The 22,752-nt window shown below is 40.0% G+C and carries 24 protein-coding genes and 3 pseudogenes; 14 read left to right on the top strand and 13 right to left on the bottom strand.

The features are described 5' to 3' along the window. Nucleotides 1–729 precede the first annotated feature (729 nt). The 9 genes and pseudogenes from X939_RS0117205 to X939_RS0117170 all read left to right on the top strand — a co-directional run bounded on the left by X939_RS0117205 (nucleotide 730) and on the right by X939_RS0117170 (nucleotide 5,799). Nucleotides 730–1,290, top strand: coding sequence for a dihydrofolate reductase family protein (locus X939_RS0117205; RefSeq protein ID WP_025764532.1), 561 nt, complete (start codon nucleotides 730–732; stop codon nucleotides 1,288–1,290). A gap of 355 nt (nucleotides 1,291–1,645) precedes the next feature. Beyond that, the gene (locus X939_RS0117200) at nucleotides 1,646–1,924 is read left to right on the top strand and encodes an N-6 DNA methylase (protein ID WP_084299540.1); all 279 of its coding nucleotides are present in this window, start codon (nucleotides 1,646–1,648) and stop codon (nucleotides 1,922–1,924) included. 111 nt (nucleotides 1,925–2,035) lie between these two features. Continuing rightward, entirely contained in the window at nucleotides 2,036–2,251 is a 216-nt protein-coding gene (locus X939_RS0117195; protein ID WP_025764530.1) for a helix-turn-helix transcriptional regulator, read from the top strand. Nucleotides 2,252–2,360: 109 nt separating this feature from the next. After that, nucleotides 2,361–2,567, top strand: a pseudogene (locus X939_RS23940) (HipA N-terminal domain-containing protein); the annotation flags it as partial. Between the two features lie 115 nt (nucleotides 2,568–2,682). Continuing rightward, the gene (locus X939_RS22580) at nucleotides 2,683–3,510 is read left to right on the top strand and encodes a HipA domain-containing protein (protein ID WP_084299538.1); all 828 of its coding nucleotides are present in this window, start codon (nucleotides 2,683–2,685) and stop codon (nucleotides 3,508–3,510) included. 31 nt (nucleotides 3,511–3,541) lie between these two features. Continuing rightward, nucleotides 3,542–3,933: pseudogene (locus X939_RS22575) on the top strand (four helix bundle protein). 23 nt (nucleotides 3,934–3,956) lie between these two features. After that, nucleotides 3,957–4,178: pseudogene (locus X939_RS23450) on the top strand (type I restriction-modification system subunit M N-terminal domain-containing protein); the annotation flags it as partial. Between the two features lie 495 nt (nucleotides 4,179–4,673). Then, on the top strand, nucleotides 4,674–4,868 hold the full coding sequence (locus X939_RS24135; protein ID WP_084299549.1) for a WYL domain-containing protein: 195 nt from the start codon (nucleotides 4,674–4,676) through the stop codon (nucleotides 4,866–4,868). Nucleotides 4,869–4,995: 127 nt separating this feature from the next. Next, the gene (locus X939_RS0117170; RefSeq protein WP_131694805.1) at nucleotides 4,996–5,799 is read left to right on the top strand and encodes an alpha/beta fold hydrolase; all 804 of its coding nucleotides are present in this window, start codon (nucleotides 4,996–4,998) and stop codon (nucleotides 5,797–5,799) included. Nucleotides 5,800–5,983: 184 nt separating this feature from the next. Here the strand turns inward: X939_RS0117170 and X939_RS0117165 are convergent, their stop codons facing one another. Further along, complete coding sequence (locus X939_RS0117165; protein ID WP_025764527.1) at nucleotides 5,984–6,331, bottom strand: winged helix-turn-helix transcriptional regulator; 348 nt, start codon at nucleotides 6,329–6,331, stop codon at nucleotides 5,984–5,986. 97 nt (nucleotides 6,332–6,428) lie between these two features. Here X939_RS0117165 and X939_RS0117160 point away from each other — a divergent pair, with 97 nt between their 5' ends. Beyond that, entirely contained in the window at nucleotides 6,429–6,812 is a 384-nt protein-coding gene (locus X939_RS0117160) for a DoxX family protein (protein WP_025764526.1), read from the top strand. 222 nt (nucleotides 6,813–7,034) lie between these two features. Then, nucleotides 7,035–7,289 (top strand): hypothetical protein, encoded by a 255-nt coding sequence (locus X939_RS23810; RefSeq protein WP_198034442.1) that lies wholly within the window; start codon nucleotides 7,035–7,037, stop codon nucleotides 7,287–7,289. Here X939_RS23810 and X939_RS0117145 read toward each other — a convergent pair. From X939_RS0117145 to X939_RS0117090, 12 genes are all read right to left on the bottom strand, one after another. Beyond that, nucleotides 7,286–7,534: an IS3 family transposase gene (locus X939_RS0117145; RefSeq protein WP_025764524.1), complete on the bottom strand. Its 249-nt coding sequence runs from the start codon at nucleotides 7,532–7,534 to the stop codon at nucleotides 7,286–7,288. The genes X939_RS23810 and X939_RS0117145 overlap by 4 nt on opposite strands. A 7-nt stretch (nucleotides 7,535–7,541) precedes the next feature. Next, nucleotides 7,542–8,456, bottom strand: coding sequence for a helix-turn-helix domain-containing protein (locus X939_RS0117140; RefSeq protein WP_025764523.1), 915 nt, complete (start codon nucleotides 8,454–8,456; stop codon nucleotides 7,542–7,544). Between the two features lie 19 nt (nucleotides 8,457–8,475). Then, nucleotides 8,476–9,231, bottom strand: coding sequence for an SDR family NAD(P)-dependent oxidoreductase (locus tag X939_RS0117135; protein ID WP_310588070.1), 756 nt, complete (start codon nucleotides 9,229–9,231; stop codon nucleotides 8,476–8,478). A 619-nt stretch (nucleotides 9,232–9,850) separates the two neighbouring features. Continuing rightward, complete coding sequence (locus X939_RS22570) at nucleotides 9,851–10,912, bottom strand: D-alanine--D-alanine ligase family protein (RefSeq protein WP_044199885.1); 1,062 nt, start codon at nucleotides 10,910–10,912, stop codon at nucleotides 9,851–9,853. 24 nt (nucleotides 10,913–10,936) lie between these two features. Next, the gene (locus X939_RS0117125; RefSeq protein WP_025764521.1) at nucleotides 10,937–12,286 is read right to left on the bottom strand and encodes an amidohydrolase; all 1,350 of its coding nucleotides are present in this window, start codon (nucleotides 12,284–12,286) and stop codon (nucleotides 10,937–10,939) included. Nucleotides 12,287–12,292: 6 nt separating this feature from the next. Then, nucleotides 12,293–13,063 (bottom strand): 3-keto-disaccharide hydrolase, encoded by a 771-nt coding sequence (locus tag X939_RS0117120; RefSeq protein ID WP_025764520.1) that lies wholly within the window; start codon nucleotides 13,061–13,063, stop codon nucleotides 12,293–12,295. 2 nt (nucleotides 13,064–13,065) lie between these two features. After that, nucleotides 13,066–14,391 (bottom strand): Gfo/Idh/MocA family oxidoreductase, encoded by a 1,326-nt coding sequence (locus X939_RS0117115; RefSeq protein WP_229236080.1) that lies wholly within the window; start codon nucleotides 14,389–14,391, stop codon nucleotides 13,066–13,068. A gap of 13 nt (nucleotides 14,392–14,404) precedes the next feature. After that, nucleotides 14,405–15,127: a carbohydrate-binding family 9-like protein gene (locus X939_RS0117110; RefSeq protein WP_025764518.1), complete on the bottom strand. Its 723-nt coding sequence runs from the start codon at nucleotides 15,125–15,127 to the stop codon at nucleotides 14,405–14,407. A gap of 7 nt (nucleotides 15,128–15,134) precedes the next feature. Then, nucleotides 15,135–16,223, bottom strand: coding sequence for an amidohydrolase family protein (locus X939_RS0117105; RefSeq protein WP_025764517.1), 1,089 nt, complete (start codon nucleotides 16,221–16,223; stop codon nucleotides 15,135–15,137). Between the two features lie 4 nt (nucleotides 16,224–16,227). Next, on the bottom strand, nucleotides 16,228–17,040 hold the full coding sequence (locus X939_RS0117100) for a class II fructose-bisphosphate aldolase (RefSeq protein WP_025764516.1): 813 nt from the start codon (nucleotides 17,038–17,040) through the stop codon (nucleotides 16,228–16,230). Continuing rightward, the gene (locus tag X939_RS0117095; RefSeq protein ID WP_025764515.1) at nucleotides 17,030–17,989 is read right to left on the bottom strand and encodes a carbohydrate kinase family protein; all 960 of its coding nucleotides are present in this window, start codon (nucleotides 17,987–17,989) and stop codon (nucleotides 17,030–17,032) included. Before X939_RS0117095 ends, X939_RS0117100 begins: the two co-directional genes overlap by 11 nt. A 48-nt stretch (nucleotides 17,990–18,037) precedes the next feature. Continuing rightward, on the bottom strand, nucleotides 18,038–19,255 hold the full coding sequence (locus tag X939_RS0117090; RefSeq protein WP_044199883.1) for an SIS domain-containing protein: 1,218 nt from the start codon (nucleotides 19,253–19,255) through the stop codon (nucleotides 18,038–18,040). A gap of 209 nt (nucleotides 19,256–19,464) precedes the next feature. Between X939_RS0117090 and agaR the strand changes: the two genes are divergently transcribed. The 3 genes from agaR to X939_RS0117075 all read left to right on the top strand — a co-directional run bounded on the left by agaR (nucleotide 19,465) and on the right by X939_RS0117075 (nucleotide 22,749). Then, nucleotides 19,465–20,244: a transcriptional repressor AgaR gene (gene agaR / locus X939_RS0117085; protein WP_025764513.1), complete on the top strand. Its 780-nt coding sequence runs from the start codon at nucleotides 19,465–19,467 to the stop codon at nucleotides 20,242–20,244. Nucleotides 20,245–20,458: 214 nt separating this feature from the next. Next, on the top strand, nucleotides 20,459–21,664 hold the full coding sequence (locus X939_RS0117080) for an Nramp family divalent metal transporter (RefSeq protein WP_025764512.1): 1,206 nt from the start codon (nucleotides 20,459–20,461) through the stop codon (nucleotides 21,662–21,664). A gap of 68 nt (nucleotides 21,665–21,732) precedes the next feature. Beyond that, the gene (locus tag X939_RS0117075; RefSeq protein WP_025764511.1) at nucleotides 21,733–22,749 is read left to right on the top strand and encodes an NAD-dependent epimerase/dehydratase family protein; all 1,017 of its coding nucleotides are present in this window, start codon (nucleotides 21,733–21,735) and stop codon (nucleotides 22,747–22,749) included. Nucleotides 22,750–22,752: the final 3 nt, after the last annotated feature.

Below are 22,752 nucleotides of genomic sequence, written 5' to 3'. Positions count from 1 at the left end.
TGACTTGAACAATATCCAGTAAGATATTGGTACTTTATAACAGATGGGAGCAGGCCTCTCGGCGACGACTTTCAGGAGTAGTTTCCAAACCACCTTATGCTGCAGGCTTGATAAATTGACCTGTGGTGAGCGATAAGGAAAATACGGTAACAACGATTACTGTCGGTGAGCTGATGTGAGTTGAAGGCAAGTGAACCAATGATGAAGCCTGGTAAGGACAAAAACGATGTCGAAAGCAGGTAGTTACGTTTGTACTTGCAATAAGCGTGTACCGGACACCTGATGACCGGGTATATGACATCCGGGGTTAAGTTGGCAATACACAAAAGGCGCAGACCAACTGAGGCGGTAGCCAGACCGGTGAATCCTGTTGCACGAGGCATTATCCATTACTACCACCAATTTCAGTAAAATGATATGCGTTTAGTGTGGAAGCAACTCAATGCAAGATTGCTTAAATGGGTAAAATGGGAGAAAGACTTGAACAAGAAAGCAACGATAAAATACCTGCAAACCAAGTACAAGGAACATCCCAACTATTTGAATTTTTTTATTGGCGCATCCCTAGAGATACAATATCCTTGAGTGATTATTAACATGAAGATCGGACCGCCGAAGCGGCCATATGAAGGGAGATCCTCCCGAACAGTTCTGTGGGAACTTGAAGGTGAAATCCCTTTGCGTGACCCGATTATGTGCCAGCTAAAAAAACAACGATAGAATAAAATTATGGCAAAATTGACATCATTCACATTTATTTCATTAAATGGATTTTATAAAGGAATTAACGATGATATAAATTGGCACCAACACGGAGGAGAAGAGGCGGAATATTCCGTTGAGAGCTTAAAATCGAACAACACTCTTTTATTCGGCAGAGTGACCTACGAAATGATGAAAAGGTTTTGGCCAACTCAAATGGCTTATGACTCTTTCCCCGAAGTTGCAGATGGAATGAATAATTCTGAAAAAATTGTCGTATCAAAAACCTTACAATCAACTGATTGGAAAAACACTCAAATCATCAATGAAAACCTCATAGAACGAATAACGGAATTAAAAAAAACGAGTAAAAAGAACATTACACTTTTAGGAAGCGGAACGATTTTAAAACAACTTTCAGATGCGAATTTAGTGGATGAATATCAAATAATGATTGACCCGATATTCATTGAAAAAGGCGAACCGATTTTGGACAATCTGAGTAATAATATAAACCTCGAACTGACAAAAAGCAAAGTTTTTAAAAGTGGAACAATATTACTTTATTATAAACCCAAAGCGAATTAAGGAATAAACCCAGCACATAACAATGTTGACAAAAATAGGCGAAACAGTACTAAATTTGAGGCTTTTAGCTTGAATCAAATTTGGTGCTTAACCGAAAGGTCGGTGCTTCGAAATCGCCTACTTTTCATATACTAACCGTTGTAGTCAATGGTAGAAAAACCTACACGACAATGAAAATCCCGACAATACATGGCTATAATGACAGAAGAATTTTAACCCGCACAACGGGTTAAAAAGACAAATGTATGGCAGGGCTTGCTTTGACCTATTGCGTAAGAAGGTGATACTATCTCAAACTGGTTAATGTTTCCCCAAATATGATGAAGAACCGGTCCCTCCGAAATATCCACTTTTCATTGATGCATCCCATCAGGTGCGGGTGGGCAGAGCTCAAAACTACCTGGAGCCTGAACATGTCAACCAGATTTTTGACTGGTACAGGGCTTTTTCCAATGTAGAGAATTATGTGAAGGTGGCTTCACTTGATGATCTTAAAGAGAATGACTTCAACCTGAACATTCCGCTGTATGTGGAGAAGCTTATAGAAGACAACTTGCCCAGTGTGGAAGAAGCCCTTGCAGATTTAAAAACCGCCTGGGACAAGAGTCTTCAAGCGGAGGAAAGTTCAAGTTAATTTTGAAAAATTATATCTAACTGCATATAGATGTGCTCAAACAACCTTTTATATATGCAATCACGTATAATTAAATAAAATCAATTACCTTTATATGTAAATACATATAACATGAGTGAATTATCATACTTTGTGAAAACCAAAAGAAAGCAACTAGACCTAACACAGGAAGAATTTGCTGAGAAGGCCGGGGTTGCACTTACGGTTATTCGAAAGATCGAACAAGGAAAAGAAAACCTCAATATGTCAAAGGTGAATCAGGTGCTACACATGTTTGGCCATGTTTTAGGTCCAATAAATGAGAACGATGCGACAAGGAATAGTTAAATACAACAAAATACAGGCCGGTCTTCTAACTGAAGAGGATAATGGAGAATATCTCTTTGTATATGACGAAATAAATGTACAAAACTAACCAAACCAATTCGTCACCTTTCAAATGCCGGTATCAACCAGACCATACAGAAGTAAAAGACTATTCCCGTTTTTTGATGGACTAATTCCTGAAGGTTGGCTGTTGAATATAGCTGCAGAAAGCTGGAAAATTAACAAGAATGACCGCATGGGTCTTCTGCTTGCCTGTTGTCAAAATGCTATTGGTGCCGTAAGTGTTCACCCAGTAAATCCTGAAACAGGTGCCTAGATGCCTAAACTGTTATAAGGAGTTGGATGAAAATCAGGTGGACTACCACCCGAAGTGTACGATGGCATTCTATGGAACAAAACATGCTCCGATTTTACCCTACCGTTTATCAGAGATGGAAAAACTGGCGAAGGAGGCAGCAGAGCTATCCATTACTGTTCCGGGTGTTCAGCCAAAATTGTCTTTAGGGTGGATCAAAACAGCACTGGAAAATGGCCATCAGGGGCGATTGACCATTATGGATGCTTTAGAAGGGAACTATATCTTGAAATCACAAAATGCTGATTATCCGCAGATGCCCGAAAAAGAGCACCTCTCCATGAAACTGGCCGAATTGTTCAAAATAGAAATTGTGCCCGTAAATATGATTCGCTTGCAATCGGGAGAACTTTGTTTCATTACCAAACGCATTGATCGTAACTCAGATGGATCCAAAAACCACATGATTGATTTTCTGCAAATTTTGGAGCTGGCAGATAAGTACAAGGGCACCATGGAAACGCTGGGAAAAACCATTGGCGACTTATCATCCAACACCTTATTGGACAAGCTGCGTTTTTTTGAATCAACCGTATTCAACTATATCATCGGGAACAACGATATGCACCTAAAAAACTATTCGATGTTCTTATCGGAAATGGGTTGGGTGCTTTCGCCTTTCTACGACTTGTTGAATGTGAAAATAATCTTACCAAAAGACAAGGAGGATACAGCCTTAATGCTGGGTGGTAAAAAGGAAAACTTCAACAAAGGGTATTTCGACCGTTTGGGGGCAGTATTCAAATTAAATGATAAACAAATCAAAGCGGTGTATAAAAGGCCGCAAAAATGGCTACCTGAAGCTATTAAACTGATAGACAGTTCATTTTTAACCGAAGACTACAAGAATAACTACAAAGAATTAATAACAGTACGTACGAAGCTATTTGCCATTAGCATTTAGCTGCTAGAATCCAATCGCCAAAAGCCAAGCCATGCGATTCTTTAGAAAACTAGAAATATGGAAAAAGGGGATATCGATAGTGAAAGATATTTATACTTTGACCGAAACCCTTCCGCGTACGGAAAAATTTGGATTAATCAGTAAAATGCAACGATGTGCCGTTTCAATCCATCCATTATTGCAGAAGGTTGCAGTCAAAATAGTGATACAGAATTCAAACGTTTTTTAGAGATGGCCGTTGGGTCTTCATTTGAATTGGAAACTCAATTGATTCTTTGTAACGAAATCGGTTATATAAAAAATGAAAACTTGGAAAATTTAATTACTGATTTGCACTGCCTTCAAAAGCAAGTAAATAGTGTAATTAGCGAAAAATCCAACAGCAAAAAGTTAACAGCTAAAAGCCAACAGCCAATAACATGACCCAATAACAACTCGAAAAATACCTCTGGGGTGCAGCCACCTTACTCCGCGGCACCATCGATGCAGGCGACTACAAGCAGTACATCTTTCCACTACTCTTCTTCAAACGCATCTGCGATGTGTATGACGAAGAATTTGAAAAAGCATTGAAAGAAAGCGATGGCGATATGGAATATGCTGCCTTTGCCGAACACCACCATTTTCAGGTTCCGGAAGGTGCTCATTGGAATAATGTAAGGGAATAGACTTGAAAGACTAGCAAACATACTCATTTAACTTCAATCTAAGCGAATGATTACTGCTCGTGAAATAGCTGTACGGTTTGAAGTTAGTATTAGGACAATTTAGAGAGATATTCAAATATTAAGACTTGCAGGCGTTCCAATTGGAGAAGAAGAAGGAAAAGTATATTTTTTAGTTGAAGGTTATAGATTGCCACCTGTGACGTTCACAATTGATGTAGCAAGAGCTTTAGTAACAACAAGTAAAATTTTGAATTACCATACCAAAGACTCACTTAGACGAAATTAGGAATCTGTATATTTAAGCTAAGAGCTGTTTTGTCACTCACAGACAAATACAAATTGGAATTATTAAATTCTAGAATCGGATATCAAAAACCCTGGGCCCCGACAAGTTTTTATATAGATACAATCCAGCATTCAATTACAGATAACCAGAAACTGGAAATAACATATCAGGCAAGAGGAGAAGATCAATTAAAAGAGCGACTAATCTAAATTTATGCAATTTATTTCAGTGGAGCTATTTGGTCAATTATTGCTTTTTGTGAAATTCGACAAGAAATAAGAGAGTTTCGCCTTGATCGAATAAAAGAACTCAAATTACAACAAACTCATTTCAATTCCGACAAGACTTTTAGCATGGGACATTATATGGAAGAACGTTCAATAAGATTATTTTTAAACTCCTGACAAAGGGCTGTCATAGGTGCCTTTTATCTTTGCTTCGAATTCAAACAAAAATGAGTATAAAGCAATTTTATTAATTGTCATTGCTTCATTTTTATCGAATGAGAGCAAGGCACAAACACAAAAAAGTATGACAGCAAAACAAGTCACAATCAGAGACAAACAAGTTGAAATAAATTATTTTCAACAAGGACAAGGCGAAAGAACACTACTTTTTTTGCACGGTTGGTGTATTGACGGAACTTATTGGGAAAATCAACTAGAATATTTTTCTAAAAATTACGATGTTTACGCAATTGACCTGCCGGGATTTGGTAAATCCAAAGCAGTAAGAACCAACTGGACAATTGAAGAGTATGCCAATGATGTAATAGCATTTATTGATACAATGAATCTTAAAAATCTTGTAATCATTGGACATTCTATGGCAGGTGAAATTTTGTTGCAAATAGCATTAACCAACAATCAAGAAATAGTTGGTATTGTAGGTGTTGACAATTTCAAAATTATTGACGTTGTATTTACGCCAGAACAAATGAAACAAATGACCGACTTTTTTCCAATGCTTGAAAAAGATTTTAAAAATTCAGCACCTCTATATGCTGATATGATGCTTTTTCACCCAACAACATCAAAAGAAGTGAAAGACAGAGTGAAAACTGATTTTGCAAATAGCGATTCTGTTATTGGTTATAAAACTATTATGACCCAAATGCAATATGCCTCTACCGATGCACAAAGATTAGAACAGCTTGATTATAAGTTATACTTAATAAACAGTGATGGTTTTCCAACAAACGAAACTGGACTGAAAAACCATTGTAAAAATAGTTTTCAAGTGGAAACTATCTCAGCAACCGGACATTATCCAATGATAGAAAAACCTACTGAATTTAATTTGATATTAGAAAAAGTACTGACAGGAATTAAATAAACAGTTGCTAGCCTCGTGTATAAAGCACTGGGGATTAGGTGGTTAAATTAATCGTTCTGCCCCGTATCGGCATTTGTGTCGGCGGATAGGAACGAAGCCCGCAATCCCTTACGCTTCATACACGAAACGGTTATTTGCAATGCTATAAGCACTTCAAAAAGACAACCATAAACGAGTTTGACATTTATTCAATCCCATGAATAATTTTGTTCCTGTGCTGATAACCCCATTTTTCCATTGCAACTAAAACTTCACCTAAAGTTTCACTATAAGAAGTCAACTCATACTGAACCGTAACAGGTTTAGTATCACAGACTTTTCTGCTGACCAATCCGTTCATTTCCAATTCCTGCAATTCTTTGGATAAAATTCGTGGAGAAATCATCGCTTCTCTCGACAACTCGTTAAACCCCTTTTTACCACTTCGTAAAACCGAAACTAATACCAGTTTCCATTTTCCACCTACCACATCCAACGTGTCCCTGATAGCCATTCTGGCTTTCGAGCAACTTTCAACCGTGTGTTTTGCCATATACTATTCTTTTTGTAAGTACTATCCTTTTTGTAACAGGTAACAAAGGTATAGTAATTATTCTGAAGTTTGCATCATCATTTAAAATCAAAACCTTATGTCAAAAAAAGCAATCAGAATCACAGGATGGGCGATGACCATTATTTTAGGACTTTTATTTACTATGAGTGCCTTTATGAAACTTACGCAAAACGAAACGGCTATGGCACAAGCTTCTTCGTTTGGAATTGATGCCACCACTTATCTGTTCATTGGGATTATTGAAATCATCTCGCTGATACTCTTCATGATTCCAAGAACGGGTATTTTGGGAACCATGCTATTAGTAGCTTATATGGGCGGAGCTATTGTTACGCATTTGCAACATCAACAGTCAATTGCTGTAGCGGTTATTATTCAAATCCTACTTTTGATTACAGCATTTATTCGTTTCCCGGAATTAAAACAAAGACTTTTCTCAACTAAAATAATACAACAATAATAATCCGCGGAAACATTTCAAAGATTACCCAATACCATTGGCATAATGGATTACTGGGTACAGGACATCGTGCAATGGCAGCATTGGACGGTGTACCTTATAAAGACAGCGACCCTTACATTTTGTTTATGGACGACAGCCTGAATCTTCCGGGCGGAGAACCCGTAGATGGTGCACATCTACACGCAGGATTTGAAACTTTAATCTTGGTTTTGGAAGGCAATGAAAAAGATTGGAAAGCGGGAGGTTTTACCAGATATTCCACCGCACTACAGTGGCTTAGTATATGAATTAAAAGGCAGTGTGAAAGCAGGCGAAAAAATCATCAACGCGGAACAAGCAGGATGGCTTGAAAAGACAGTCGAAAACGAAATTCAATTTGAAGATTATTGTTTGGAATGGAGTCTAGTGGTAATTGACCCGCAATTCCCCCAACCGTTAACTGGAATTGCTACAATAAAGCGGACAAAAAGTTAAGCCGCAATTTTCTGCATATTTAAAAGTTCTTCAAATTCTTTTGGTGACATGTACCCAAGGGCAGAATGAAGCCTCTTTCTATTATACCAGGTTTTAATATATTCAAATACAATTATTGCTGCCTGCTGTTTATTAATAAAAGTGTTTTGGTAAACACATTCTGCTTTTAAGGTCTTAAAAATGCTTTCAGCAACCGCATTATCAAATTCAAACAGGCGGTGGCATGGTCCCTCCGAAATAACCAAGAAGTTCTTAATTAAATGCGCTTCTGAATTCCAACGGCGATAGATTGGTTTTGTTTTTGAATAATTTGGAAAAGCTCTGACTATGTTCAAAACCCAGTTCAAAGGCAATTTCTGAAACCGTTAACTCAGTAGTTGATAGTTTTTCTTTTGCTTTTTCAATTAGTTTCTCGTGAATATGTTGTTGCGTAGTCAAGCCCGTTAATGATTTTAGCAAACTACTTAAATACATTGGGGATACATGGACGGACTCCGCAATATGCAGAACAGTAGGCAATCCAGTGGTGTTTTCATCATTGAAATACGCATTAATGGCTTGTTCTACCTTCGCAAGGATCTTGCGATTGATGACCTTACGGGTTATGAACTGCCTTTGATAAAAGCGATCGGAGTAATTAAGCAAGGTCTCTATTTGGGAAATGATAATTCCCTGACTGAATTTATCCAGGTTTCCGGTATACTCACGCTCTATATTTTTAACGATTGCTTGAAGCGTTGTTTCTTCCATTTCCGAAAGAAATAACGCTTCATTTACTGCATAATCAAAGAATTCGTATTGGCTAATACTTTTTGCCAATGGGGTACCCCATAAGAAATCCGGATGAATCATCAAGACCCAGCCACTTTTGGATGTTGCTATCTCTTCAATCGTTTCAATTCCAAAGATCTGGTTCGGTGCGATAAAAAACATAATCCCATCCTTGAAATCGTAATGATTCTGTCCATACTTGTATTTCGTACCCAGACTGCGTTTTATTGAAATATGGTAGAAATCGAATACGAAATTTTTGTGATTGATTTCTACCGAGCAGTCGAAAGTACTATAATCAAACAAGCTGATCAGAGGATGCTGGGGCGAAGGCAATCCCTTCATCCTATGAAAATCAGCGATAGATTCTACCCTATGTACCTGTTGTTGACTCATTTTTCAAAATTACGAATTATTAGACCATCATTCCTCCTGAGAGCTCTATTCTTTGTCCATTGATCCATCTTGCTTCCGGAGTACACAAAAATGCGACCACTCCACCAATATCTTCAGGTAAACCCACTCGGCCTAGCGCAGTAATGGAAGAAATGGCAGTTCTTTTATCCTCATCGGACTTGTTGGAACCTCCTCCGAAATCAGTGGCTATCGCACCGGGAGCTACTGAATTAGCGGTAATTTGCCGGGTGCCAAGTTCTTTGGCTAAACAACGTGTATACGTCTCTATAGCTCCCTTCATGCTGGCATACGCCGAGACATTGGGAAAGGAAACCCTGGTTAATCCTGTTGATATGTTAATAATTCTACCACCCTTCTTTAGTAGGGGAAGCAGTTTTTGGGTTAAGAAATAAACCCCTTTAAAATGAATGTTCATCATTTCATCAAATGCTTCTTCCGTAGTTTCGTCCACACTGCCATATATACCAGTTCCGGCATTGTTAATAAGGAAATCGAAGTTGGCAGTACCTTGTGCCTGCATCAAATGCTGGCTAATGCCTTGCACAAATGTGTCAAAGGTCTTTATGTTGCTCACGTCTAGTTGGAATGCAACAGCATTATGACCATTTGATTCTACTTCTTTTACCAATTTATCTGCCTCGACCTTATTCGTATGATAGGTGAAAATAATGTCATTTCCGTTTTTGGCCAGATTAATGACCATGTCTCTACCAAGCCCCCTACTACCGCCTGTTACTAGTGCAATCTTACTCATTTGTATCATGATTTTATGTTTTATTGAGATACAAATTTCGGGCTATCTTAATCATCCGCTGTAGTCAAAATATTGATTTATGTATCCATTTTGAATACTGAGTACATATTCTGGACTATACTGACCCCTTTCCGCTGGGGAAGGGGGCATCATCTGAGTTCTATCGTCCATAATTCAAAAAGTCACAGCACGAATTTGCGCTGAGACTTTTGAATTTAATTGGACTGTATTGCTCTACTGAAGTCTGTCTTTTGAATTACTAAATACGCTTTTCTATTAAGCTGATTATCATAAAATTAGGGAAGCTACTTATTTCTTAATCCCTAATATTTAATATCGGTTTAAAGCGAAACAGGACTTCTGCTCCAGTAAATTTGTTTTTCCCGAAGGAGGATTCCTTAAAGAAATGAGGGCTGTGGGGTTTTAATGGGTTTTTTAGGATTTCTTCATGTTTAATGAGGAGTTGCTCTTACAGCGATAACCCCATATCTCCTGTAATCAATACCAAAAGTTATTTAACGGTTTCAATTCAATTTTATACCAAAAAGATGAAGCTTCAAAAGATGAAGCTTCATCGTTGTATTTAGGAATATAATCAGAACATGTGCGATTTGTCCATTCACTTAGAATGTCTTTCGAAGGCCAGCTTGATCAATCTCGTTAGGAGTGTTGGCAATGGCAGACCAGATTTTTCCCATAACTGCGGATACATACTGGTTTTGGTAAAACCCGGCAGTGTGTTAACTTCATTTAATACAAAAGTATGATCCTCTCTCAAAAAGAAATCGATTCTGGACATTCCTTCGCATGACAGTATTTGAAATGCTTTTAGGGCTATTTCTCTTATTTTTTCGGAAATATTTAGTTCAATTTCTGCGGGGATTTTGGTCTGTATTCTTTCTATAGAATTGTATTTGTCATCATACGAATAGAACTGTGCGTCCGTTATAATTTCCCCCAGGACGGAAGCCTGCACATTGGTATTGCCTAAGACGGCACATTCAATCTCCTTTCCGAAAACAGCCTCTTCGATCAGAATTTTACTATCAATTTCAAAGGCAAGTTTTATTGCTTGTTTAAATTCAACCACATTGGTTATTTTACTGACCCCAATCGAAGAGCCGGCATTTGCCGGTTTTACGAATAGGGGCACTCCTAGTTTAACCGATATGGTTTCAAAAGAATAATCCAATTCTTCATGTCTGTAGAGCGTAATATAGTCTGCAATCGGGATATTGGCATCACGTAGCAGTCTTTTGGTAATGTCCTTGTCCATCGCTATAGCGGAACCAAGTAAACTGGGACCTACAAAAGGTATTTCAAGAGAATTTAAAATTCCTTGAAGGGTGCCATCCTCCCCGAATTCCCCATGTATGATCGGAAATGCCACCTGAAATTCGGACAAAATCAGATGATTTTGAATTTCAATGAGTTGTACACCACCCGCAACTTTTTTTAAATATACGAAAGAGGCATTTTGGAAATAATTATTTTTAACAAGATCGATATCCTCTAATTCATAATGAGCATCATAGCACCAATTACATTGCCGATCCAGTGCCAATAATACGGGCTCAAATTGCTGACGATCTAATGCTCTTAAGATATTCGATGCCGAATGAAGTGATACCTCATGTTCGTCGGATGGACCTCCAAAAAGAATTGCAACTTTTGTTTTCATGGCCGTTAATATTCTTATTGAAGGTTAATTTGGTAAGAGATGGAGTACTGCCGCCGACATACTCAGGATGCCCATTTTTAGGCTCGGCTCCAAATCTGGCAGGTAGAGGGAGGAGTGCGTCGATGGCAAAGTTTTGTTGCTTTTTAATGCTTCTGCCATCTTTTGTGGATGAACAGAGCCTACGGAATAGATCAAGGTAGGAATGCTGGGATTTTCCCGGTGGTACCACCCAAAATCTTCGCCAAACATTTCTGGAGTCAGGGTCAGCACATTTTCAGGACCCAGAATTTGCTTAAAGTGATTCGAAATTTTGCTTGTAAGTTCCGGTTCATTATATACGGCTGGAGTATATTCATTTCGAATTTCGATGATTGGATAATCTTCCGGCTCAAGACCAGCTGTAAAGGCAATACCTTCACATGTTCTCATGATTTTTTCAATGAGTGATTTTTGAACCTCGTCATCAAAGGAGCGTACGGATAGTTTTAAAGTGACCTTATCTGGAATGATATTGGCATTGGTGCCTCCGTGTATGGAGCCAACGGAAATAAGGGCTGATTTTTGCGGTGATATTTCCCTGCTTATAATGGTTTGGAAACCAAGGATCATTTTAGAGGCGAGCACGATAGGATCAATTGTAAGTTGTGGCACGGCTCCATGCCCACCTTTGCCTTTAACAGTAATATCAATAACATCTATATTTGCTAATGCATGGCCGAAGCAAAGTCCCACTTTGCCCGACTCCAGCGCAGAGTTTACATGTATTGCCAGGGCGTAGTCTGGTTTTGGGAACCTGGTAAATAAGCCCGCGGACAACATGGATCGTGCTCCTTGGCCGTTCTCTTCGGCTGGCTGGCCCACAAATACCACCGTGCCTTTCCATTCTTTTCTCAACTCATTGAGTACTTTTGAAACTCCAACCCAGGAGGACATATGTAAGTCGTGGCCACAGGCATGCATTAATGATATGTCTTCACCATTTTTATTTTTTATGGTTTTATTACTGGCAAATTCCACCCCTGTATGCTCTCGCATAGGTAGGGCATCCATATCCGTGCGGATCATTATCACCGGGCCAGGACCATTTTTCATCACACCGACAACGCCGTACCCACCAATACCGGTCGTAACGCTACAGCCCACCACTTCCAATTCCCTCGCTAATATTTTCGATGTTTCTTCTTCCTCTAGTGATAACTCAGGATGCTGGTGAAGGTATTTATATAGATTTTCCAGTGGTTTATACTCCCGGTCAATGATGGTCGTAATAGCCTTTTTCGTATCTGCCTGGGCCAATAATTTGCCAGTAGTATTTAAAGAAATAAAAATTAGATAGATAAATAGGCTTCCCTGACGGATTATTCGCTTTTTCATAACCGTTTATTTGAGCTCCTTGAGGTAGATATTTGCAAACTGAAAGGTATTGTTAGTTGCATGATCATCTTGAAGTGCAATTTTACCGCAAGCTGCAATTCCTGGAAGCTGGGCATTTTTAATGACTGTTTTCCCGTTTAGATTGACGGTAATACGGTCTTTCTGCATTTTGATGATCAATCGATTCCACTCCCCTGGTGGATTGTCGGCTTTAAGTTTTGGCGTGACCGCCGCTCTAATAGGGCCTGGTAAGGACCTATCGGTTCTATATCCGTATATTTCACCCGATCCGATGTAACGATAACCAATGTTTACCTGATTTTTGGAGTCACCTCTTAAATAGATTCCTGTGTCTCCGGCGTAAGGTATTTCCACCTCCTTGTTGGTCCCATCTGCGTTTTTTTCGTTTTCTCCATTGGGAAGAATCACCTGACTTTTTGCCAATTCTGGTTTTCGTGTGAGACGTACATCAGCTATTAATATAAAATCACAGTAGGACTCCTTACTCCATATAGATTTGTCTTTTTCTTCACTTTTGCCATCATAATCGATGCGATGGCCCGAAGCCACCCAATGGCCTTGATGACCTGGCAATTCCTGCCAACCCGTTAAGTCTTTGCCATTGTACAGGGATTTGAATCCATGGTTCTGTATAGGTGTTTTTCGATATAAGAGACCTTCAGTTCCAGCTTCCGGAGAAAGTTTTGTGGGCTTGAAACGCTGGCAGCCCATGGCCAATAAAATTAAGGGTAGAAATAGGGTTAGCTCTTTCATCATTTTTATATAACGGGCGATAGTCCAGGAATAGGGTAGGGGTATTCTCCGTTTTGGTCGGGTTTAATGGGCGGTTCGGCCTCCCATGCGAACTGAGCTGGCATCAGACTTAGGTCGGAGTTTAAGGCGGCTTCCCATTCTACCATTTTACCTGAATGTACTGCCATTCGCCCCATGATGGTTGTCAAAGTACTATTGGCAGCCCATTCTGTGTCGTTAATAGGGGTATTGTCCCTAATGGCCTTGAATAACACATCGTGTTCTATCTGATAGGCATTTTCTGAATCTTTGTTGCTGTTTCGCCAGATCGTTTCACCGGTAGTATTTTTGATTCCTGCCTGAAGGCTTGCCGTACCCGAACTACCTTGAAAGGTAGCCCCTCCTTTGTTCCAGGTACCACCTACATGCCGAATCTGGCTGTTTAATTTTGTTCCGTCGGCATATTCGTACTCAATAAAAAAATGATCAAATATATCGCCATGGTTTGGACCTTTTAAGGAAGATCGGCCCCCCATCCCCTGGGCACGGATAGGAAAGGAATCTTTAACCCAGTTAACAACATCGGTATTATGAATTTGCAGCCCTGCTGGCGACCCTGCCCATAGCCAGTTGAAATAACGCCAATTGCGCATTTGGTATTCCATCTCGGTCTGACCGGGTTCTCGGGGGATATTGGTAAGAGGTCCAATTAAGTAATAATCGCTGGCGGAAATTAATTTGCCAATGGCACCTTCTTTAATTTGCTTCACCATTTCCTGATAGCCTGGATCATAACGATTTTGAAGGCCCACGACCACTTTCAAATTCTTCCGAGTGGCCTCCTTTCCAGTTTCCAGTATTTGTCGAATGCCCGGTGCGTCCGAAGCAAGTGGCTTTTCCATAAATACATGCTTCCCGGCTTTTACAGCAGCTTCGAAATGAGAAGGCCGAAATGCGGATGGCGTCACCAAGAGTACGGCATCGGCACAGGCGATTGCTTTATGATAGGCATCAAAACCAATAAACTTTTGATTTTCTGGAACTTTGATCCTGTTTTTTATTCGGCCGACTTTTAACAGATTGGAATAGGTAGTATCCAGTTTGTCCTTAAAAACATCGGCCATGGCGACTAGTTCGACGTTGGAACTCGTACTTAAAGCATTCAAAACTGCGCCTGCCCCTCTGCTTCCACAACCAATAAGTGCAATTTTTATTGGATCAGTACTGAGCTTCCAGGCGTTGGCATTTCTGGGAAGCGAGGCCCCAATTAATGTTCCGCCTACCAAAAGGGCCGATTCTTTTAAAAAATCACGTCTTGCGATTTGTAGTCCTGCTCGTTTCATTTCTTTCATATTGAAATGTGTTTTATTCAAATTCAAAAATTCCAAATTTTGCATATTCGTGAAAGTCGCCGCTATTGCTTTGCCAGCTCCATAGGGTCTCGCCATTGTCGTAATCTATTCGATTCAAATTGCCTTTCCATATTGTCCCAGAAACGGGTGGGCTATTCATAATGGGTTTCAGTAGATCAAATGGCATAAATATTTCAGATGTCCAGCCGTGGATTTCTGCGTTGCTTTTTTGCTCTCCTCCTTGAACCGACACCCCATGCTGCGTTTTTCGACTTCCTTCATAGTGAAAGGGTATCCAGCTATTAAGGCTACCATTTTGATTGTATATGCAAATGGGTAGTTCATAATTAAGTGGTGAAAGCTCGTATTCGAAATATTCGGGAACACTGGGATTAGGTTGCAGGAAAATCTCAATTACGTCTTCGTTCCATAGATCTAAAAAATCGCCTTGCATCGTTGCCGTAATGCGTTTATCTTCACAATAAAACAAAAAATATAGACCACGTTTCGAATAAAGAATTTTGACCTTGGTTTGATAATTGTTTGATTTTGCAAAAAGGAGTGGCACCTCTATCCAGATGGTTTTGTTCCATTGGCTACTCTTTCCATCGCCTGTAACGGTAAAATCCTCCGATCTGGGAATTAACAATCTGGATTTATTGCCGTCCACATTTGCCGGCCCGGTGCTAAAAAGCATGACCATAAGGTTGGATATTAGCTGTAAGAAGAATGTCATCCTTTGGTCAATTTATAGCAGCTGGAAACCATTTTTTTGCGTTGCTATGATACAGTTTATCGATAACCTCTTTGGGTAAATGCAAGGATTGAAATGATTCTTTTAATTCGGGTGCTTCCATGGTCTGATCCGAAGTGAAAAATGCCCAGTGTCGTTTCCATAGCGCGCCGGCCTGTTCTATTAGGTAATCGGCGGGAGCACTATCATCAAAAACGATATCCGTTGAATATAGGATTCGATCTTGGTATTTTAGGAAAAAATCATGGACCTTTTGATGATTTTGAATGGTTTGGTACTGGATATGTGATATGCGTTCGGCCATATCCACTGCCATATTAGGGTATTTGTCCAGGGTTTTGGCAAGCTCGTCAAGACTCCATTCCAAACTTCCTAAATGCGCACCAACAAATCGTAAACCAGGATGTTTAGCGAGCATATTATCCCGGGCATCAATCTGATTCTGATAACTAGGAAATTCAGGGTGCAAAAACATATGATATTCCGGATGGGATTCGAAGTATTCTTTATCGTTGGCAACCGTCATTTGGTCAAGGGGTAGCCAACAGTTTTTAGGCTCACCCAGATGGCCGACTAATGTCTTGTTATTGGCTTCAATAAAGTCCCATATAGGGTCGAGCCTTGGGTCGTCAATCATCACAAAGTCTCCGGCGGAATCCTTATACTCCATGCCGATATTTTTCCAGACTTTAACCCCTGTAGCCCCCTTTTTAAAGGATTGTCTCAGATATTCTATGGTGTTTTTTTGCCAAAGTGGATCGTCTATGTTTTCTATATGAAAACTAGAGGCATAGGATAGCAAGCCCTCATGTAAATTGCGTTGTGCTACCGTAACGTCCTGTTGTTCTTCAATAGGACGATATTCAGGGGCTGCTACATTTAAGCTTAGCAACTTAAATTTACTCGCCTTCGCAAATTCTATAAATGCTGGATTGAGTGAGTTTATATGTACATGGGAATCATACTTTTCGACTGTGGCATAGTCGTCTATACTGTAATACTCTGTATTTGGGTTATTGGTGCAATTTTGCATGGCGAAAAGAAAAGGTAATATTCCAAAATAAAGATATTTTCTCATAAAACTAAGTGTTTACAATTCGTAGTTTTTCGGATACCAACTCTGTTACTGCTTCAATAGCCGAGGGGAATACATTTCTTAGGTCAATATCTTCGTTATGCGACATGCTACTCTTTAAGGTCTGCATAAAAATATTCTTAATTTCAGTAGCCAGGTTTATCTTGCAGATTCCCAGGTTAATGGCTTCTTTAAGGCTATTTCCTGGTATGCCCGAACCACCGTGCAGAACCAAAGGAATGTTGGTTGAGGTTCGTATTTTTGCTAATAGATTAAGGTCAAGTTTTGGCTCTGTTACGTAAAAACCATGAGCAGAACCTATGGCGATGGCCAAAGCGTTGATACCCGTTTGTTGAACAAAATAGCGGGCCTGCTCGGGATCGGTGAAGCCTGTTTTTTCTTTGGACTGACCTAGTTTGGCGATATATCCTAATTCGGCTTCTACGTTGGCTCCGTATTGTTTAGCGAGTTCCACCACTTTTTGGGTGATTTCTATATTCTCTTCCAAAGGTTTTTCGCTGGCATCGATCATCACCGAATCGAAACCCATATCCAGACATTCCTGTACCAGTTCGAAGGTAATGGAATGATCCAGGTGTAGCCAACCCTCCACATTATACTCTTCAAGAGATGATTTGGCCAGGTTAACTGCTACCGAAAGCCCCATATAGTCGATGGAGCTTTTGGTAAGTTGGAGTATCACTGGTGTGTTAAGATTGGACGCGGCTCTCAGTATTCCCCTAAGGGTTTCGTAATTATAAAAATTGGTAGCAAGCAGACAGGCATTGTTTGCCTGCATTTCTCGCAGTTTACTGATCATATTGTTTTTCGACATAGCCATATTTCTCTTTAATGAATTGAAAAATTTTTTCTCTATTGCTGAAGGCGCCGGTTCCTCCCTTGGCCGTCGTTGAAATTGCACCAATAATATTCCCGAATTCCTGACATTCCATAGGATTTGAACCTTGAAGATACCGATATATGTATCCGGCATTGAAGCTGTCACCGGCTCCAATAGCGTCTACAACCTGTTGATTAAGAAATGCGGGCAAATGATTCGACTTTCCATTTACGTGGATTATGGAGCCTTCCCTGCCAAGTTTGACGACTATTGTATTGGCAAAGGAGTCAGTACATTTCAATGCCTCATCGATACTTTGGGTATCAGTAAGCTTTAAGAGTTCGATCCGATTCGGCAAAAAGATATCAACAAAGGGAAGAATTTTGGACAGATCCAAGTCCCAGTTTTCAGATGGATCCCATTGCGGATCAAAGGATGTCGAAAGCCCCATCATTTTTGCTTGCCTGAAAATAGAAACGATATCCTTCTGTAATCCTTTTTGTATGAAGTAGGAGGAGATATGTAAGTGTTTTGATTGAGAAATAGAATACCAGTCTATATCTTCCGGGAAGAGATGGTCCATCGCTCCGGTATGTGTAATCATAGCTCGCTCATCCCCATAGTTCAGGGCTATTGTGGCGCCCGTTTTTAGGCCATTCTTTCGTATTATGGCCTGGGTATGAACTCCGCTATGTTGAAGTGACTGAAGAATGAACTCTCCAAAGTAGTCGGTACCAATTTTGCCTACGAAGCTTATCTTTCCTCCTAGGCTACTCAAGTTACTTGCTAAGATCGCAGAAGAACTGCCTAATGTAAGATCCATCTGTCCTGAAATAATTTCTTTACCGATGCTCGGGAAAGAATTCAGATCATTAAAAATAAAATCTACATTAAGCTCTCCAATAACAGAAACGTCGAATTTTTTCATTTGATAGGGTTGAGTTCAGGTTATGTCCTACGGCTAAGTGAGTATACACTATTTTGGAAAAGGATATATAGTAACGCCTCTAACTACCCTAGTAATGGTTTCCTGTCGGGAAGGCATGTCGGGAGCGAGCCCGAAGTCTATGGATTTGTAGAAACCTAATATTTGTGCAGGTATTACGCTGAGGACCGTCAAGAACTCTTCTTGTATCTCTTCTGCATGAGGTGACATTTCAATTAGCAAGTCCACGTCCAAGTTTTCACCAAGGTTCTTTTCTATTATGCCTATACGTAAGATTCCTTTCTCGCCCTTGCTAATGTCCCTTGTAAGATCCTTTTCATAAAGATGTACATGCCTGTTGTTTGAAAACAGGTATACCAACAAAGTGGCAGGATTGATTACAGCTTTTGGCCCATGTCTAAAACCAAGAAAGGAGTCTGATTTACAGATCACCTGACCATCGGTAAGTTCCTGTAATTTCAGGTCAGATTCCTGTGCCACGGATCGTAAAGGTCCGGAACCGAGAAATATGGCCCGATGGAAATGGAGTTTGGCTACTTTCCGCAACGATTGACTGTAGTTGTGCAGAATATGGCTCCCTGCTTGAGAAAGTATGTCTACCTGAGATTTAAGCGCATTCATTTCATCGATTCTCGATATAAGTAGACCAGTTAGGAGCATGGATGTAAAGCTACCTGTCATGGCAAGCCCTTTGTCATTAGCTTCTTTTGGAAGCAAGATTACATAGGTGTTCTTATTGCCAATTTCTGACGAAATCAGGAGTTGCCCCAATGGATTACAGGTAATAATAAGATGGTAAACTTTGTCACAAACTTCATTTGCTATTTTCACCGCAGCCAAGCTTTCGGGACTGTCACCTGACCGGGCAAAGGAAACCAATAGTGTTGCCCTTTTATTAAAATACTGTTCAGGATACAGCACTAAGTCTGTAGAGGGGATTGCGGCTGAGGATATACCCGTGTTTTTTTGAAATATTCCCTGCAGTACATTTCCTATAAATGCGGAGGTTCCAGCCCCTGTCAGCAGGATACTCATACCATCTTCCTGGAAAGCTGTTTTTAGAAACGATGCAAGTTCTTCTTGTTTGTCATCTAAAAGCTGCCATATTTTTTTCCATAGGTGCGGTTGTTGATCAATTTCCTTGGCGGTATAGAATCCTCCAATACCCAGAAGTTCCGAGTAAGTATAACCCAGCAGCTCTTGGGGACTATAGGGTTGATCTTTTAAAATCTTACTTTCTGTATGCATAATATGTTTCGTTTCATTTCCTGCTCATGGCAAAATTAATCATTTCCTTTCGTAACTAGCAAATAATTTTTATAATTAAATTTTATCATCTGAATTTTGTATTTCTAGAGCGGAAACGAAAATAATATAGTTAATAAGCTTAGTTTTGTGCAGGATTAAGCTTTTGAAGTAGAGCTGAAAGATTTTGGTACCTTTATAGAAAAAAAAGTATGCGTAAGGCAGGAGAAAAATCAACCGTACAAAGACGTGTAATCATATTGGAAATGCTCGAAGAAAAGGGGCAGGTTGATGTTATTACACTGAGTAAGGTTTTGGGAGTAAGTGAAGTTACAGTAAGAAATGACCTGAAGAGGCTCGAACAAAAGAATGCCCTAATACGTGCCAGAGGAGGTGCCATGAAGGTGGATCGGGTGGGTACCGATTTTGCCATTTCCGATAAGCATAAACAGAACTACGATCAGAAAAAGCGAATTGGAAAAGCTGCTGCTGAGCTTATTGAAGAGGGCGATACCATTATTTTGGACTCGGGTACTACAACACTTGAAATCTCCAAAAATTTAAATGATTTGGCTGAACTGACAGTGATTACTAACGCCTTAAATATTGCGGATCAACTCGCGCAGCATCCAAAGGTGAATGTGATAGTTCCGGGGGGCTTTCTTCGAAAGAACTCACTCTCACTGATTGGGTCTACTGCCGAGGAGAGTTTTAAAAATTACTTTTGTGACAAACTGTTTCTTGCCGTTGATGGTCTCAGTGTAATTTATGGAATGTCAACCCCTAATGTAGAAGAAGCTCACCTTAACCGGGTTATGATGTCGATTTCAAAACAGGTTATTGTCGTTGCCGATTCGAGCAAGTTTCTTAAAAGAAGTTTCGCTTATATGGCAGCTATCTCTGAAATTGATATTCTTATCACCGATGACGGTATTCCCATCGAAGAACAAAGAAAATTAGAAAGTGCTGGAGTGAAAGTGATGATCGTTTAAAAAATTATTTATATCAATATATTTTTAATATCTATTTCCTTCGGAATTTTACTATTATTTTTTTCGAAACGTTATTATTTGAATTATTTTTTGTTAATTTGTTTTCAATTCTAATAGGTGCCGCTTCAAAATCATAAAATTATGATTTTGCCGAAAGTTCCACCATACTGGATAGCATAGTTATCTGTCAGCAAATCTTACTTTTTTAGGGCTTATGATTTTAAGATCATTGACCAAATGGATGCAAACCATAGGGCCGGGACTTATTACCGCCGCCTTGGTATTTGGCCCCAGCAAGTTAACTATTACTTCAAAACTTGGAGCGGAATATGGTTTCGAATTAATATGGATAGTCCCAGTTGCTATCCTATTTATGGTGGTATTTACGACCATGTCGGCACGAATCGGCCTGGCCACAGATGTTTCCTTATTAACCTCAATTCGAAAAAAATTTGGGGTGTTCGTTTCCAGAACCGTTGGAGTGGGCATTTTTTTGGTTTGTATTTCCTTTCAGGCTGGCAATGCCATAGGAGTTGGGATTGCCATAGGTGAAATGACCTCTACCTCCTCGACTCCCTGGGTTCTACTATTTTCGGCCTGTGGGATTAGCTTGTTATTTTTTAGAAGCTTTTACAAGGTGTTGGAAAGGGCTATGATCCTTCTTATCCTTCTGATGTTAATTTGCTTTATAACCACACTCATAGCAGTTCAGCCTCCATGGGGGTCTATTGTACGGGGGTTGAGACCTGCCTTGCCACAGGGTTCAGCAGGATTAGTAATTGCATTTATGGCCTCCTGTGTCTCCATAGTCGGCGCCTTTTACCAGTCTTACCTGGTTCAGGAACGAAAAAAAGTATCTCAGGTAGTCTTTAAAAATGGTAATGATAGTATAACCGGTATTGTGTTGCTGGGTGTCATGAGTGGCATATTATTGATTTCAGCTGCTACTATATTACATCCTCAGGGCTTGACACTCACCAGTGCGACCGATATGTCTAAGGTGCTCGAACCCATTTTTGACCCTTACGCTTCATTATTGTTTTTGACAGGACTGTTTGGGGCGGCTTTCTCTTCCATAATTGGCAATGCTACCGTAGGGGGAACCTTATTGGGTGATGCACTGGGATATGGGAGTCAGTTGAGTGCTATACCGACTAAGATTTTTATTGCTATCGTGATGGTATTTGGTGCCATTATCGCCATTATATTTGGTGCTCTCCCCTTGCAACTCATCGTCTTTGCTCAAAGCATAACCATATTTATCGTTCCTGTTATTGGAATAAGCATGTATTTAATAGCGAATGATGCAAAACTTATGGGGCATTTGAAAAATACCACGAGAGCCAAAATCCTAGCCGGATTAGGTCTGGCCTTGATAATTGGTCTCGCCCTAGTAAATGCTATAACGTTATTTTTCTAACCATTCGAATAATAAGCTTTTCTAAAAATCAATCCATTTAGGGACTAGATCGAATCACCATGTTAAAGATGAATCCATTACAGAAACAATACGAATTGCTCTTACGACCTTCCCGGGCACTGATAGCCGATATTTCCAGAATCGAAGGGGATATTATCATTTTAGGAGCAGGGGGTAAAATGGGACCTTCATTGGCAAAGTTGGCAAAAACAGCCGTTGAAGAGGCAGGATTAAGTAAGAATATAATTGCTGTTTCTCGTTTCTCAGATGCCAACGTTATCCAAGATCTCCAACGGGCAGGTATTGAAACTATAAGTGCTGATCTTCTGGTTGAAGCGGATTTACAGGCGTTACCCGAAGCGCCTAATGTATTGTATCTGGCCGGAACCAAGTTTGGCACGCAGGGCAATGAGTCTTTTACCTGGGCTATGAACAGTTATTTGCCTGGTAGAGTAGCCGAAAAATTCAGAAATTCCAGGATAGTGGTCTTTTCCACAGGGAATGTTTACCCTCTCACCCCGGTTATTCAGGGAGGAGCCACTGAAAATTCGCCGACCCAACCATTGGGAGAATATGCTCAGTCTTGCTTAGGAAGGGAACGCATCTTTGAATATAGCAGTAAGCGTTATAAGACGCCTGCATTAATCTATCGCCTGAATTATGCCAATGATGTTTCTTATGGGGTATTATTAGAATTGGCAAAATCGGTAATAGCTGAGCAGCCAATAGATCTGAGCATGGGAAATGTAAATGTAATCTGGCAGGGTGATGCCAACGAAATCGCTCTCAGATCGCTCCTGCATTGTTCTTCTCCAGTTAAAATTCTCAATGTGACAGGGCCCGAATTGTTGTCTGTCCGATGGATAGCCGAACAGTTTGGTAAGATGTCGGGCATTGATCCGGTATTTGTCAATAACGAACAACCCACAGCCTTACTGAGTAATGCGAGTGAATGTGTGGATTTATTTGGCTATCCTGCAACAGGGCCGAAACTTATGATGCGATTGATCTATCAATGGCTGATGGAAGGTGGGGCTACTATAAACAAAAAAACTCATTTTCAGGAAAGAGAAGGAAAATACTGAATT

The sequence above is a fragment of the Dyadobacter tibetensis Y620-1 genome (assembly GCF_000566685.1).
Taxonomy (GTDB): Bacteria; Bacteroidota; Bacteroidia; order Cytophagales; family Spirosomataceae; genus Dyadobacter; species Dyadobacter tibetensis.
This window is presented reverse-complemented; position numbering and strand designations above follow the sequence as displayed.